Source organism: Phocaeicola sp. HCN-6420, from assembly GCF_037890145.1.
Lineage (GTDB): Bacteria > Bacteroidota > Bacteroidia > Bacteroidales > Bacteroidaceae > Phocaeicola.
Window position 1 is genome coordinate 62,439 of record NZ_JBBKBJ010000010.1, and the last position, 14,048, is coordinate 76,486.

Annotated in this window: 14 protein-coding genes; 10 read left to right on the top strand and 4 right to left on the bottom strand. The window is 42.3% G+C overall.

Features of this window, described 5'->3' with window-relative positions; translation table 11 throughout:
- The first annotated feature begins 21 nt into the window (after positions 1 to 21).
- The 8 genes from WKT12_RS08105 to ung all read left to right on the top strand — a co-directional run bounded on the left by WKT12_RS08105 (position 22) and on the right by ung (position 9,086).
- Complete coding sequence (locus tag WKT12_RS08105) at positions 22 to 624, top strand: DUF4290 domain-containing protein (RefSeq protein WP_021970005.1); 603 nt, start codon at positions 22 to 24, stop codon at positions 622 to 624.
- Between the two features lie 18 nt (positions 625 to 642).
- A complete protein-coding gene (gene murA / locus WKT12_RS08110) occupies positions 643 to 1,950 on the top strand; it encodes a UDP-N-acetylglucosamine 1-carboxyvinyltransferase (RefSeq protein ID WP_340319374.1) in 1,308 nt (435 codons plus the stop codon).
- Between the two features lie 4 nt (positions 1,951 to 1,954).
- Positions 1,955 to 2,467, top strand: coding sequence for a ribosome maturation factor RimM (gene rimM / locus WKT12_RS08115; protein ID WP_021970007.1), 513 nt, complete (start codon positions 1,955 to 1,957; stop codon positions 2,465 to 2,467).
- A gap of 10 nt (positions 2,468 to 2,477) precedes the next feature.
- Positions 2,478 to 3,341: a M23 family metallopeptidase gene (locus WKT12_RS08120; RefSeq protein WP_021970008.1), complete on the top strand. Its 864-nt coding sequence runs from the start codon at positions 2,478 to 2,480 to the stop codon at positions 3,339 to 3,341.
- Positions 3,342 to 3,344: 3 nt separating this feature from the next.
- Positions 3,345 to 4,502 carry a 1-deoxy-D-xylulose-5-phosphate reductoisomerase gene (dxr, locus tag WKT12_RS08125; RefSeq protein WP_021970009.1) on the top strand — a complete coding sequence of 386 codons (1,158 nt, stop codon included), beginning with the start codon at positions 3,345 to 3,347 and terminating at the stop codon, positions 4,500 to 4,502.
- 41 nt (positions 4,503 to 4,543) lie between these two features.
- Positions 4,544 to 5,884: an RIP metalloprotease RseP gene (rseP, locus tag WKT12_RS08130; protein WP_340319375.1), complete on the top strand. Its 1,341-nt coding sequence runs from the start codon at positions 4,544 to 4,546 to the stop codon at positions 5,882 to 5,884.
- A 121-nt stretch (positions 5,885 to 6,005) separates the two neighbouring features.
- Positions 6,006 to 8,396, top strand: a complete 2,391-nt coding sequence (locus WKT12_RS08135) for a DPP IV N-terminal domain-containing protein (protein WP_445323128.1) — start codon at positions 6,006 to 6,008, stop codon at positions 8,394 to 8,396.
- Positions 8,397 to 8,423: 27 nt separating this feature from the next.
- Positions 8,424 to 9,086, top strand: coding sequence for a uracil-DNA glycosylase (gene ung, locus WKT12_RS08140; RefSeq protein WP_340319377.1), 663 nt, complete (start codon positions 8,424 to 8,426; stop codon positions 9,084 to 9,086).
- A 281-nt stretch (positions 9,087 to 9,367) separates the two neighbouring features.
- On the opposite strand, the gene WKT12_RS08145 is transcribed toward ung, so the two are convergent.
- From WKT12_RS08145 to WKT12_RS08155, 3 genes are all read right to left on the bottom strand, one after another.
- A complete protein-coding gene (locus WKT12_RS08145) occupies positions 9,368 to 10,273 on the bottom strand; it encodes a lytic transglycosylase domain-containing protein (RefSeq protein WP_340319412.1) in 906 nt (301 codons plus the stop codon).
- A 115-nt stretch (positions 10,274 to 10,388) separates the two neighbouring features.
- Entirely contained in the window at positions 10,389 to 10,859 is a 471-nt protein-coding gene (locus tag WKT12_RS08150) for a hypothetical protein (RefSeq protein ID WP_021970014.1), read from the bottom strand.
- A complete protein-coding gene (locus WKT12_RS08155; protein WP_021970015.1) occupies positions 10,856 to 11,083 on the bottom strand; it encodes a DUF2007-related protein in 228 nt (75 codons plus the stop codon). The genes WKT12_RS08150 and WKT12_RS08155 overlap by 4 nt, the downstream gene beginning before the upstream one ends.
- Before the next feature lie 167 nt (positions 11,084 to 11,250).
- On the opposite strand from WKT12_RS08155, the gene WKT12_RS08160 reads away from it, so the two are divergent.
- Positions 11,251 to 12,498, top strand: a complete 1,248-nt coding sequence (locus tag WKT12_RS08160) for a glutamate-5-semialdehyde dehydrogenase (protein ID WP_340319378.1) — start codon at positions 11,251 to 11,253, stop codon at positions 12,496 to 12,498.
- Between the two features lie 94 nt (positions 12,499 to 12,592).
- Positions 12,593 to 13,558, top strand: a complete 966-nt coding sequence (locus WKT12_RS08165) for an acetylornithine carbamoyltransferase (RefSeq protein ID WP_021970017.1) — start codon at positions 12,593 to 12,595, stop codon at positions 13,556 to 13,558.
- 82 nt (positions 13,559 to 13,640) lie between these two features.
- Here the strand turns inward: WKT12_RS08165 and WKT12_RS08170 are convergent, their stop codons facing one another.
- Entirely contained in the window at positions 13,641 to 14,039 is a 399-nt protein-coding gene (locus WKT12_RS08170; protein ID WP_021970018.1) for a rhodanese-like domain-containing protein, read from the bottom strand.
- Between the last annotated feature and the right edge of the window lie 9 nt (positions 14,040 to 14,048).

Consider the following 14,048-nt stretch of genomic DNA (forward strand, 5'->3'; position numbering starts at 1 on the left):
AAAAACTGCGATAAAATAGATATGGAATATAATACCCAACAACGAAAATTACCTCTTCCCGAATATGGAAGAAGCGTGCAGAACATGGTGGATTACGCACTGACGATTGAAGATCGTGAAGAACGCCAGCGTTGTGCCAATACTATTGTAAATATCATGGGAGGCATGTTTCCTCATTTGCGAGATGTGGCCGACTTCAATCATAAGCTGTGGGATCATTTGGCTATTATGGCCGACTTTAAGCTTGATATCGATTATCCGGTGGATATCGTAAAAAAAGAAAGCCTGGAAGTAAAGCCTGATCGTATTCCTTATTCTCAGAACAATATCCGTTATCGTCACTATGGCCGTTTTGTTCAGGATATGATCAAGATTGCTGTCGATTATCCGGAAGGAGAAGAAAGAAATCAGCTGCTGAAACTGATAGCCAATCATATGAAAAAAGATTATCAGAACTGGAATAAGGATGGGGTGGAAGATCAGAAGATTCTGGATGATTTGTGTGAACTGTCGGGAGGAAAGATTAAGCTGTCGGCCGAAGATTTCCGTCTGGTAGAACAGCGCACATTTGCTCCGCGCCGTCGACAGGCAAATAACAATAATCAGCAAAAAAGAAAATATTAATCTTAAATAACCGGTACTATGGCATCATTTGTAATCGAAGGCGGGTATAAACTGCATGGTGAGATTGTTCCGCAAGGTGCAAAGAATGAAGTCTTGCAAGTGGTTTGTGCTACATTATTGACTGACGAAGAAGTGACAATCAGTAATATCCCGAATATATTGGATGTGAACAACCTGATTCAGTTACTTCGCGATATGGGTGTAAAAGTGTCTAAAAAAAGTGTAGATACTTATTCTTTTCAGGCAGATGATGTGAATCTTTCCTACCTTGAAAGCGAAGAGTTCCTTACTCGTTGCTCACGTTTGCGTGGCTCGGTCATGCTTGTCGGACCTTTGGTGGCACGTTTCGGACGGGCGATGATTGCTAAACCGGGGGGGGATAAGATTGGTCGTCGCCGACTGGATACGCATTTCCTGGGTATTCAGAAATTGGGAGCATCATTCAATTATGATGCGGCAAAGGGAGTCTTTACGATTACTTCCAGTCAGTTGAAAGGTACATATATGCTGCTTGATGAAGCTTCGGTAACAGGTACTGCAAATATCGTAATGGCAGCTGTGTTGGCTGAAGGAAAAACGACTATTTATAATGCAGCATGCGAACCTTACTTGCAACAATTGTGTAAGATGTTGAATCGCATGGGAGCCAAGATATCGGGTATTGCATCCAATCTGCTGACTATCGAAGGAGTGAAAAGCCTTAAAGGTTGTACACACCATGTATTGCCAGATATGATTGAAGTAGGAAGCTTTATCGGTATGGCGGCCATGACATCCAGCGAGGTTACGATTAAGAACGTATCGTACGAGAACCTGGGTATTATTCCGGATAGTTTCCGCCGTTTAGGAATTCGTCTGGAACAACGAGGTGATGATATTTTTATTCCTCAGCAGGATCATTATGAGATTGAATCGTTTATTGATGGTTCGATCATGACAATAGCTGATGCTCCGTGGCCGGGACTGACTCCTGACTTGCTGAGTGTAATGCTTGTGGTCGCTACTCAGGCAAAGGGTAGTGTTTTGATACATCAGAAAATGTTTGAAAGTCGTTTGTTCTTTGTCGATAAACTGATTGATATGGGAGCACAGATTATTCTTTGTGATCCTCATCGTGCTGTTGTTATCGGTCATGATCATAATTTCCGTTTGCGTGGAGGTAATATGACTTCTCCTGATATACGTGCCGGAATAGCTTTGCTGATAGCAGCTTTGAGCGCAGAAGGCATCAGCCGTATTCATAACATTGAACAGATAGACCGGGGATATCAGAATATCGAGCAGCGTCTGACTGCTTTGGGTGCTCGTATTACCCGTATAGAGTAAGTGTATGATTAGAAAAGAAGAAGTATATAAGATAGGAATAATTAATAAGCCTCACGGGATAAAGGGAGAGGTTTCTTTTACCTTTACCGATGATATTTTCGACCGTGTGGATTGTGATTATCTGGTTTTGTTGTTGGATGGAATATTGGTACCGTTCTTTATTGAAGAGTATCGTTTCCGTTCCGACGATGTAGCCTTAATAAAGTTCGAGGGAATTGATACTGCTGAACGCGCACGTATGCTGACGAATGTGGAGGTATATTTCCCGAAGAAATATATGGACGATCAGGAAGAGATTACTTCGTGGAATTTCTTTACAGGATTCCGTGTTGAGGATGTACATCATGGTAATTTGGGAGAAATTGTTGCTGTTGACGATTCTACGATGAATGTTTTGTTTGTGATAGAGAAGGATGGTGAGGAATTGTTACTTCCTGCTCACGAAGAATTTATCGTCGATTTGGATAAAGAACAAAGAATCCTGAAAGTTGACATACCGGAAGGGTTATTAGAATAAGAAAAGAACAATGAGAAAGACAAGAAGAGGCCGTAAAGCTTTTTGGCATAATATCAAGTTTAAATATAAACTGACGATTATCAATGAAAATACCTTGGAGGAGGTAGTAGGCATTCATGTGTCTAAGCTGAATGGTCTGTCTGTCTTGTTGTCGGCTTGTACGGTTATTTTCTTGATAGCCGCTGCTATTATCGCATTTACCCCGTTACGAAATTACCTTCCGGGATATATGAACAGTGAGGTTCGTTCTCAGATTGTGACTAATGCATTGCGGGCAGATTCATTACAGGCTGCACTTGAACGTCAGAGCCGGTATGTCATGAATATACAGGATATATTGAGCGGGCAGGTAAAGGCCGATACGGTTCAGTCCATTGATTCGCTGACTAATCTTCGTGCAGAGAAACTGATGGAACGTTCGAAAGAAGAAGATGAGTTTCGCAAGCAATATGAAGAGAAGGAAAGATATAATCTGACTGCCGTTACAGATGTGCGTGATGCTGCCGGACTGATATTTTATCGTCCTTTACGTGGAGTTATGTCAGCTGGTTTCAATCCGGAAAAGCGCCACTTTGGTATCGATCTTACTGCGAGCCCCAATGAAAGTATTCTTGCTGCTTTAGACGGTACTGTTATTATGGCTGCTTATACAGCAGAATGGGGTTATGTCATTCAGATACAGCATCCGCAAAACTTCGTTTCTGTGTATAAACACTGCGGTTCTCTGATGAAGCATGAAGGTGAGAAAGTAAAAGGCGGGGAAGTAATTGCGCTGGTCGGAAAGTCGGCTGAAGATGGTGATCAGCCTCATTTACATTTTGAATTATGGCATAAAGGAAATCCGACTAATCCTGAAAAATACGTTGTATTTTGATATATGAAAAAACAAATCGCAATATTAGGTTCTACGGGCTCTATCGGGACACAGGCATTACAAGTCATAGAAGAGCATCCCGATTTATATGAAGCTTATGCATTGACTGCTAATAATAAAGTGGATTTACTGATTGAGCAGGCACGGAAGTTTCATCCTGAAGCTGTCGTGATAGCCAATGAAGATAAATATTTGCAACTTAAGGAGGCTTTATCTGATCTGCCTATAAAGGTTTATGCTGGTTCGGAAGCCATTTGTCAGGTTGTTGAGTCGCAGCCCATCGACATTGTACTGACTGCAATGATGGGGTATGCCGGATTACGTCCGACTATGAGTGCTATTCGTGCAGGTAAGATTATAGCGCTTGCCAATAAAGAAACGATGGTTGTTGCCGGTGAGCTGATAAATGCTTTGGCCAATGAATATCATACGCCTATCTTGCCTGTCGATTCAGAGCATTCGGCTATCTTCCAGTGTTTGGAAATGAATAATCCTTTGGAAAAGGTGATTCTTACAGCATCGGGTGGCCCTTTCCGTACGTTTACAATGGATCAGTTGCAATATGTTACGAAGGAACAAGCGTTGAAGCATCCCAATTGGAGTATGGGAGCTAAGATAACAATTGATTCGGCTTCAATGATGAATAAAGGTTTCGAAGTAATCGAAGCTAAATGGTTGTTTGGTGTGCGTCCAGATCAAATAGAAGTGGTAGTTCACCCCCAATCGGTCATTCATTCGATGGTGGAATTTGAAGACGGTGCCGTGAAAGCACAGTTGGGAGTACCCGATATGCGTTTGCCTATCCAGTACGCCTTTTCATATCCTCAACGTGTCCGTTCTTCTTTCGACCGTCTGGATTTCTTGAAATGTAACAGTCTGACTTTCGAGGCTCCTGATACAAAACGCTTCCGGAATCTGGCTTTGGCTTATGAAGCTTTACATCAGGGTGGTAACATGCCGTGTATAGTCAATGCAGCTAATGAAGTCGTTGTAGCGTCTTTCCTGAAAGATCAGATTTCTTTTCTTGGAATGAGTGATGTAATAGAAAAGGCAATGCAACGTGTACCTTTCATTGCAACCCCTACTTATGAAGATTATGTTTCGACCGACGCGGAGACACGTCGTATTGCGGCTGAAATGGTTATAAATGGAATGAAGTAACAGAGTGTATTAATATAAATAAAATAGAAAACAAACTTTAGATGGAAACATTTTTAATTCGTGCTCTTCAACTTATTCTCAGCTTGTCACTGCTGGTGATTATTCATGAAGGAGGACACTTTTTCTTTGCACGCCTTTTCAAGATACGAGTAGAGAAGTTTTATATTTTTTTCGATCCCTGGTTCTCACTGTTTAAGTTTAAACCGAAAAACAGTGATACGGAATATGGAGTGGGCTGGTTACCATTGGGTGGATATTGCAAAATATCGGGTATGATTGATGAGTCAATGGATACCGAACAAATGAAACAGCCAGCACAACCGTGGGAGTTTCGTTCCAAGCCGGCATGGCAACGATTGTTGGTTATGGTAGGAGGAGTATTAATGAACTTTTTGTTGGCGCTGTTTATCTATTCGATGATTCTTTATACATGGGGAGATTCTTACGTAGCTCTGAAGGATATGACCTATGGTATGAAATTCAATGAAACAGCTCAGCAAATAGGATTTCGGGATGGAGATATTCTGAAGAGTGCAGACGGAAAAGAGTTGGTGCGTTTCGATATGGACATGCTTCGTAACATAGTAGAAGCACGTGAGGTAACAGTACTTCGAAATGGAGAGGAAAAGAAAATTCTGATGCCGGAATTGAGCTTACTTGATGTAGCGAAAGAGGATCCGATGTTTGTTGCTACTTTCCGACCGAATGTAATTGATTCTGTATTGCCAGGTGGAGGATTTGCTAAGGTAGGTATTCAGAAAGGTGACTCACTGATTGCTTTCAACGGTACGCCGTTGAATTCCTGGAATGAATTTCTGGATGAAATGAGTAAGCTTCGCGCCAAGGCTGAATTGGAGAAGAAAACATCGGCCCAGTTCTCATTGATATATTCTCGTCAGGGAGTAAGAGATACAGTTACGGTTCAGACGAATGAACAGTTTATGGTTGATGCTATTGGAGGCTTGGTAAATTACAAGGAAACCAATTTAAGCTATGGATTCTTTGAATCGTTCCCTGCTGGAGTAACTTTGGGAATAAATACGTTGAAAGGGTATGTAAATGACATGAAATACGTATTTACCAAGGAAGGTGCCAAGAGTGTTGGTGGTTTTGGAACGATTGGAAGTATTTTCCCGAAGGTCTGGGACTGGCAGCGTTTCTGGGAAATGACGGCATTCCTTTCCATTATCTTGGCCTTTATGAACATATTGCCGATTCCGGCTCTCGATGGTGGTCATGTATTATTCTTGTTATACGAGATTATAGCCCGTCGTAAGCCGAGTGACAAGTTCCTGGAGTATGCTCAGATGGTGGGAATGTTCCTTCTTTTTGCTTTGTTGATTTGGGCGAACTTCAATGATGTTCTAAGATTTTTATTCTAATTTATCAATAAGTAAAGGCACTGATTATTCTGTCCTTCGTTGAAGAGCGGGTATAGTCAGTGCCTTTCTATATTAAAGAGCTATGAAAAAATCAATTCTTACTGTTTTGTTTTTAGGGGGAATGTGCTTGTTTGCAATGGCACAGCCTGCGCAGGATAGATTACCTGAGTATCTTCAGGCTGAGAAATTTACTCAGAGTAAGTTGAATACGATGCTTTTTTCTACAACGGTTGATCCGCATTGGTTTCAGAAAGGTAATAATTTCTGGTTCGAATATAAAACCAGTGAAGGAACATTTTGGTATGTAGTTGATCCGGCGGCTAAAACAAAAAAACTGTTGTTCGATCGTGACGAACTGGCTTCTCAGTTGACTGAGATTGTACACGATCCGTTCGAAGCCCGTCATTTACCTATTCGTAATCTGAAGGCGAAGGAAGACGGACGGACATTTACGTTTGAGGTGGAGTCTTCTCAAGAGGCTAAACCGAAGAAAGGAGAGAAGAAAAAAGCAGAAAAGGTTGTCTTTTATTTTTCATATGACTATCCGACACGTAAACTTACTCAGCTGACTGAAGATGCTAAAGAACCGAAAAAACTAGAGTGGGCTTCTGTTTCTCCCGACAGGAAAACAGTCGTTTATGCGAAAGACTGTAATTTGTATCGGATGAGTATGGAAGATTATCGGAAAGCTCAGAAGAATGAAAAAGATAGTACGATAGTCGAAATGCAATTGACGAAGGAGGGTACCGAACATTTTGGCTACGGCATTCCGTATAGTACTCTGAATACAGATACGCTGTGCAATGGAAAGCGTCGCAGGGTATGGGGATATTGGTCACCCGACTCGAAATATTTTGTGACTATTGTGTCTGATGATCGTAAGGTAAAAGATCTTTGGGTTATCAATTCGGTTGCTCAGCCTCGTCCTACACTTGAAACTTACCATTACCAGATGCCGGGAGAAATGGAGGCTCCCGAGGAACATTTGTATTTGTTCGATATGGTAAACAATACACGTAAGGAAATTAAAGTGGCTGCCTGGAAGAACCAGAGTTTAGGATTGGAGTCATGTCCTTACGAGCAGAAACAACGTGATGCGGAGTTCATTTCTCCTGTATGGCAAGGTGATAATACTCGTTTCTTCCTGACTCGAAGCAGTCGTGACTTACATCGTATTGATGTCTGTACCTATACTATTGGACAAGATTCTATCGTTCCTGTTGTAAAAGAACGCATGAATACATATCAGGAAACTCGTCCGATCTACGTGTTTGGTGGAGGTAAAGAATTTATCCAGTGGAGTGAACGTGACGGCTGGGCACACCTTTATTTATATGACGACCGCGGTAATCTGAAGAACCGTATAACCAAAGGTTCATGGCATGTTGAACGTGTCGTAAAGGTAGATGAGTCTACTCGCACAATTTATTTTATCGCCAATGGCCGTGAGGAAGGAGAGAATCCTTATTATGAACATTTGTATAAGGTGAACGCCGATGGCAGTGGATTGAAGTTGTTGACAAAAGGTAATTTCTTTCATCAGGTAGAAGTTGATGATGAGGCCCGTTTCATTGTCGATAATTATTCACGGGTAAATACCATCCCGTGTGCAGACTTGATTGACCGCAATGGGAATAAGGTTATGACCATTCAGGAAAGTGATTTCTCACAGTTGAAAGCTGCCGGTTATCAGTTCCCGGAACTCTTTACCGTAAAGGCTGCCGATGGAGTGACAGACCTGTATGGAGTGATGTATAAACCTTATAATTTCGATTCAACGAAGGTTTATCCTATCATCGATTATGTATATCCCGGTCCTCAGGTAGAAGCTGTTTATTATCCGTTTACTCGTATGAGTGTACGTACCGACCGTTTGGCGCAGGCTGGTTTCATTGTTATTTCCGTAGGACAGCGAGGCGGTCATCCCAGTCGTTCGAAATGGTATCACAACTACGGATATGGAAATATGCGCGATTATCCACTTGCCGATCATAAAGCTGCCGTGGAGCAATTGGCAGCGCGCTATAAGTTTATCGATATAGACAAGGTTGGTATTCATGGACATTCGGGTGGAGGATTTATGTCGACAGCAGCTATCTGCCAGTATCCCGATTTCTATAAGGCTGCCGTATCGTGTGCTGGAAATCACGATAACCGGATCTATAACCGCTGGTGGAGTGAAACGCATCATGGTGTGAAAGAAGAAGTTTCGGAGAAAGGCGATACAACTTTTGCTTATAAGATTGCAACGAATCCTGAAATCGTGAAACAATTGAAAGGGCATTTGATGCTGGTACATGGAGATATAGACAATAATGTGCATCCGGCCAATACCATCCGTGTAGTTGATGCCTTGATCCGTGCCAACAAGCGCTTTGAAATGTTGATATTACCGGGACAGCGTCACGGGTTTGGAGATATGAATGAGTATTTCTACTGGCGTCTGGTTGATTTCTTTTCAGAACATTTAAAAGGGAAATGTGAAACATCAGTCGATATTCCACAGCGATAGGTTGTAATTCAAGTAAGCAGTACAAATATGAATGTCAAGATAGAAGAAAGTTGGCGCTGGCGTTTGCAGGAAGAGTTCGATAAGCCTTACTTCAAGCAGCTGACAGATTTTGTACGTTATGAGTATGCGCATGAACATGTTTTGCCTCAAGGTTCACAAATCTTTCATATTTTCAACGCATGTCCGTTTGAGAAGGTCAAGGTGGTTATCTTGGGGCAGGACCCTTATCCCACTCCGGGACAGTATTATGGCGTTTGTTTTTCTGTACCCGAAGGTACGGCCATTCCGGCATCGTTGATGAATATCTTCAAGGAGATTCATCAAGATTTAGGTAAGCCTATTCCTTCATCCGGTAATTTAGACAGGTGGGTGGAGCAGGGAGTCTTTTCGATGAATTCCGTACTTACGGTCAGAGCTTATCAGACGGGTTCTCACCGTAACAGAGGATGGGAAACATTTACCGATGCTGTCATCAAGAAATTGAGCGACGAGCGCGAGAACCTGGTCTTTATGCTGTGGGGAAGTTATGCAAAGGCAAAAGCTTCCCTTATCGATGCAACCAAGCATTGTATTCTGACAACGGTCCATCCTTCTCCGAGGTCTGCCGATTATGGTTTCTTTGGTTGCAAGCACTTTAGTAAAGCAAATGAATACTTGCGGAGTAAAGGTTTAAAAGAAATAGACTGGTGAGGAAAGCCGGTTACTTATAAACGAAGAGTATGGCAGCATTAAAATGACGATTTCCCCCAATAAACGATTGTAACTACAAGATTAAAAAGAGTCGTATCAAGCTCATTTGAGTAATGAAGTGCCCCCAAAAAGATGAACGGGTTAAATATTATCCGTTTAGAGAAAGAGTTCGGTATTGCACCGGGCTCTTTCCTTTTGTGTCTAAGAATGTTTTTGATTAAAGGTTTGTTCTTCCTGAATTGAAATTTTGACGGCCTTTAATCGTATGTATATCACGAATCTTATTTTTCTTTCACTACCCAATGCGGATCATGTGCAATAATTACCCGTGGGTTGTAATGCATTTCTTCCTTGTCAGGGATTCGGATATAATACACTTGCTTCCCGTGTACCGGAAGCGAATTACTGCGAATCCATGGATTCATGTTTCGTAAGAGAGCATATGTAATACCTCTTCCCTTAGCAAAACGGGGAAGATCCTCAATACTCTCTTCTACCTTTATTTCATGATAAGGAATAACCGGATATAAGTCGCATGCACGCAGACGGAAACCGAATTTCTGTGGATTGGCAAACATGATCTTAGCTGCTAAGATACGATAAACATAACGCGCCGTTTCTTCTACAAGCTGGAGGTCGAGAGCATTCTCTTCATACTGACGTTCCAGTTCGCGGGAAATACGCCCTTGACCAGCATTATATGATGCAGCTACACTGGTCCAGTTTCCGAAGCGGGCATAAGCCTGTTTAAGATATTTGCAGGCAGCTTGTGTCGCTTTCTCTACATGATACCGTTCGTCTATACTGTGTCCTACTTCCAGACCGAAGTCACGCGCTGTACCCGGCATTAGTTGCCAGAGTCCGGCAGCTCCGGCTCCCGAACGTGCCAGCGGGTTATTATTACTTTCTATCGACATCAGGTATTTGAAATCGTCGGGAATTCCGTTCTCACGCAGAATGGATTCCACTATCGGAAAATACCGGTTAGCCCGCTTGATCATTTGTATGGAAGTACTATGCATATACGTGAAAGCCAGTAATTCACGATCGATGCGTTCACGCCGGTCAAATCGGGTCAGGTCAATATTTTCCCCGCAGAAAGTTATGCTTTTGGGAATATCCTGACAACTATAAGTTAAGGCTGTGGTTTCATTGTAATCTTGAGCTGTTGCTGGCAGAACTCTCATCGGCAATAAAATGGCCAATAAAAACAAAGTGTTCCACCAGCGAGTTGAAATATAGGTTGGTATAGGTCGTTTCATTATATCGTATCTTTTTATAATGCCTTTGGATAGTGGCATATTATTCCTCCAGCGTAAAGCTTTTCAGAATAGCTTCGGGAGTATTGTCTTTCTTGTCTGTATAGGTGATGGACACGTAAAAACCGCTGCTTCCATCTTTTGTCAGCAGATAAGAATATACGCATTGTTCGGTTTCACAGTTCCCTTTCAGTTGCGCACCATAAAACTGAGGAAGTTCGAAAGTGGTAACAGGCGTTTGATTAGTCACTTCATCGTCAGTCGCAATGTTTTTCAACTCTTGTGAAAGTTCCGAAGGCTGAATACCTTCTCCTTCCAAAAGCTGTACCGTAATGTAATAGGTTGGCGTACTGATAATGTATCCTTCTTCTGAATCATCTTCGACATTAAAGCCTGCGGGAGCTTTAAAACTAACCCCGTAGGCTTTCCATGTAGTTGATTTTAATGTTTGTGCATTCATGCTGAATGCTGAAAAAGCCAGAACAGCCATCGCTGCAAAGATCTTTCTTTTCATACTTTTCTTTCCAATACTACTTTTTTAGCATAAACTTCTTCCTCTTTATTAACCATTACCAGTACATCTCCCGTTGGTAAATAAGGAGAGGTGACAGCTGATAATGTTTCATTCTTCAGCATAGCTGATACTCCGGCTGATTCTAACAAACCTTTTATTAATTCTGCTTCCCAGAGGCTGCCTCTGAAAACTTCTACCAGTGATCCGTACGTTTTAGTTTCCATAGCTCGTTGTTTTAGTGGTTAATAAAAAGGGTTGATACTCTCTGTATGTTTATCCAAAGATAAGAAAGTTTTCGTAATATCTTATATAAAAATAAAGAAAAGAATTGAAATCATGGAAATAATGATATTTTTGCAGATAATCATTGTATTGAGTAACAAATAGTCGTATGAATATAAATGAAGTTTTACACGATGTCCGTCAGGCTTCCCGCCGGCTGGCATTGTTGGACGAAGAACAGATAAACAAGGTGTTGCTTGCAGTTGCAGATGCAGCCGTGAAGCATAGTAGAGAAATACTGGAAGCCAATCGGGAGGACCTTCAGCGGATGGATCCTGCAAACCCGAAGTACGACAGGCTGAAACTGACGGAAGAACGTTTGGAAGGAATTGCATCCGATATGCGGAATGTGGCAGCTCTGCCTTCCCCGCTCGGCAGAATCTTGGAGGAAACCGTTCGTCCGAACGGGTTGCATCTGAAGAAAGTAAGTGTTCCTTTCGGGGTTATCGGCATTATTTATGAAGCACGTCCCAATGTCAGTTTCGATGTCTTTTCGCTTTGCCTGAAAAGTGGAAATGCATGTGTGTTGAAAGGTGGAAGTGATGCCGACTGTTCGAACCGGGCAATAGTAAAAGTGATACACGAAGTCTTGGCACAACTGGGAATAGATACACATGTAGTAGAGTTACTGCCTGCAAGTCGTGAGGCAACAGCCGAATTACTTCACGCCGAAGGACTGGTCGATCTGATTATTCCGCGTGGCAGCAGCAATCTGATTAACTATGTACGTCGGGAAGCCACCATTCCGGTTATAGAAACAGGAGCTGGTGTTTGTCATACTTATTTCGATGCCTCGGGCGATGTTGTAAAGGGAGCAGCTATTGTCAACAATGCAAAGACCCGTCGTGTCAGCGTATGCAATGCACTCGACTGCCTGTTGGTTCATGCATCCCGACTGGCAGATTTACCAGCTTTATGTGCTCCTCTTCAGGATAGTAAAGTTACGATTTATGCCGATGAGGCTGCTTATAAAGCCTTGGATGGTCATTATCCGTCAGAATTGCTTTGTCATGCTACAGCCGACAGTTACGGGACAGAGTTTCTCGATTATAAAATGGCAGTGCGGACGGTAGCCGATATAGATGAAGCCGTGTCGCATATTTATACATACGGTTCGAAACATAGCGAATGTATTGTTGCCGAAGATAAAAAGGCTGCCGGTTATTTCTCTGCTATGGTCGATGCGGCTTGTGTATATATCAATGCACCTACCTCATTTACAGACGGTGCACAGTTTGGACTGGGAGCAGAAATAGGTATCAGTACCCAGAAATTACATGCACGCGGACCGATGGGATTGCGAGAAATAACTACTTATAAGTGGCTGATTGAAGGCAACGGACAAATCCGTAAATAGAATATTTTTGCAAGAATTCGAAATGATATACTATTATATTGTATTTTTATAGTATATTTGCCGTACTAATATTAATTTATATACAATAGATCGTATGAAAACCTATACCAATGTATTCGATCTGGGTGATTTGAAGACCGCCCTTGCAGAAGCTTTCGAAATAAAGAAGGACCGTTATAAATATGAATCGCTGGGCAAGCATCGCACTTGTTTGCTGATTTTCTTTAACAACAGCTTGCGTACCCGCCTTAGTACGCAGAAAGCGGCACGTAACTTAGGCATGGATGTGATTGTCCTCGATGTAAATCAGGGAGCTTGGAAGCTGGAAACAGAACGTGGAGTCGTGATGGATGGTGACAAGAGTGAACATCTGCTTGAAGCTATTCCTGTAATGGCTTCTTATTGTGACATCATCGGTGTACGTTCGTTTGCCCGTTTCGAAAGTCGTGAAGACGATTATACAGAAAAAATCTTGAATCAGTTCATTCAGTACTCCGGCAAACCGGTGTTTTCGATGGAAGCAGCAACCGGACATCCGTTGCAGGCATTTGCCGACTTGATTACCATTGAAGAGTACAAAAAGAAAGAACGTCCGAAAGTTGTGTTGACATGGGCTCCTCACCCTCGTGCACTGCCGCAGGCTGTTCCTAACTCATTTGCCGATTTTATGAATGAGGCAGATGTAGATTTTGTGATTACTCATCCTAAAGGTTATGAACTTGATCCGAAATTTGTACGTGGAGCACATGTCGAATACGATCAGATGAAAGCTTTCGAAGGGGCAGATTTTATTTATGCCAAGAACTGGGCTTGTCCGGGAGTGACAAATCCTGCCGATTACGGTAAGATTCTGAGTAAGGATATGAGTTGGACGGTAGATACTGCTCACATGGCTGTAACAAACAATGCTTACTTTATGCACTGTCTGCCGGTGCGCCGTAACATGATTGTGACAGATGATGTGATAGAAGCACCTACTTCGCTGGTTATTCCGGAAGCAGCCAATCGCGAAATTTCGGCTACTGTTGTATTGAAACGTATGCTTCAGTCGTTGAAGTAAGCCGGTATTATGATAAAAAGACATGCGGACATTTGCGTGGAAAGTTCAGATATTTCCCGTAAATGTCCGCATGTGTATTTTTTTAGAGTTCGATGTCTTTACCAGATTCCTTCCAGTTTTCGAATCCTTTATCCAGGTTGTAAACCTTAAACCCTTTTTTAGTCAAGATACGTGCTGCATTACGACTTCTTCTTCCGCTCTTGCAGTACACAGCCACCGGGCGTTCCTTGTCGAGTAGTTCATCTGCTTCTGCTGCAAATTTTTCGTCCAGAACATTGATGTTCAGGCTACCCGGAATATGTCCCTGACTATATTCGGCTACAGTACGTACGTCCACCCGCTGAATATTTTCGTCCTGAATCAGTTTTTCGAAGTCATCGGATGACAGGTTCTTGAATTTATCTTGTGATTTGGCGCTGCATGCGAATAACCCGAACAGGCAGGCGCATACAAAAAACATAAAGTAAATGCTCTTAATCATAGTGTTTAC

What these genes read in the sequence shown, in the direction of transcription:
- WKT12_RS08160 (WP_340319378.1), top strand. Translation starts at nt 11,251, where the DNA reads ATGAATATAAATGAAGTTTTACACGATGTCCGTCAGGCTTCCCGCCGG.
- WKT12_RS08135 (WP_445323128.1), top strand. Translation starts at nt 6,006, where the DNA reads ATGTGCTTGTTTGCAATGGCACAGCCTGCGCAGGATAGATTACCTGAG.
- WKT12_RS08170 (WP_021970018.1), bottom strand. Translation starts at nt 14,039, where the DNA reads ATGATTAAGAGCATTTACTTTATGTTTTTTGTATGCGCCTGCCTGTTC.
- murA (WP_340319374.1), top strand. Translation starts at nt 643, where the DNA reads ATGGCATCATTTGTAATCGAAGGCGGGTATAAACTGCATGGTGAGATT.
- WKT12_RS08120 (WP_021970008.1), top strand. Translation starts at nt 2,478, where the DNA reads ATGAGAAAGACAAGAAGAGGCCGTAAAGCTTTTTGGCATAATATCAAG.
- ung (WP_340319377.1), top strand. Translation starts at nt 8,424, where the DNA reads ATGAATGTCAAGATAGAAGAAAGTTGGCGCTGGCGTTTGCAGGAAGAG.
- rimM (WP_021970007.1), top strand. Translation starts at nt 1,955, where the DNA reads ATGATTAGAAAAGAAGAAGTATATAAGATAGGAATAATTAATAAGCCT.
- WKT12_RS08145 (WP_340319412.1), bottom strand. Translation starts at nt 10,273, where the DNA reads ATGAGAGTTCTGCCAGCAACAGCTCAAGATTACAATGAAACCACAGCC.
- WKT12_RS08165 (WP_021970017.1), top strand. Translation starts at nt 12,593, where the DNA reads ATGAAAACCTATACCAATGTATTCGATCTGGGTGATTTGAAGACCGCC.
- rseP (WP_340319375.1), top strand. Translation starts at nt 4,544, where the DNA reads ATGGAAACATTTTTAATTCGTGCTCTTCAACTTATTCTCAGCTTGTCA.
- WKT12_RS08150 (WP_021970014.1), bottom strand. Translation starts at nt 10,859, where the DNA reads ATGAAAAGAAAGATCTTTGCAGCGATGGCTGTTCTGGCTTTTTCAGCA.
- WKT12_RS08155 (WP_021970015.1), bottom strand. Translation starts at nt 11,083, where the DNA reads ATGGAAACTAAAACGTACGGATCACTGGTAGAAGTTTTCAGAGGCAGC.
- dxr (WP_021970009.1), top strand. Translation starts at nt 3,345, where the DNA reads ATGAAAAAACAAATCGCAATATTAGGTTCTACGGGCTCTATCGGGACA.
- WKT12_RS08105 (WP_021970005.1), top strand. Translation starts at nt 22, where the DNA reads ATGGAATATAATACCCAACAACGAAAATTACCTCTTCCCGAATATGGA.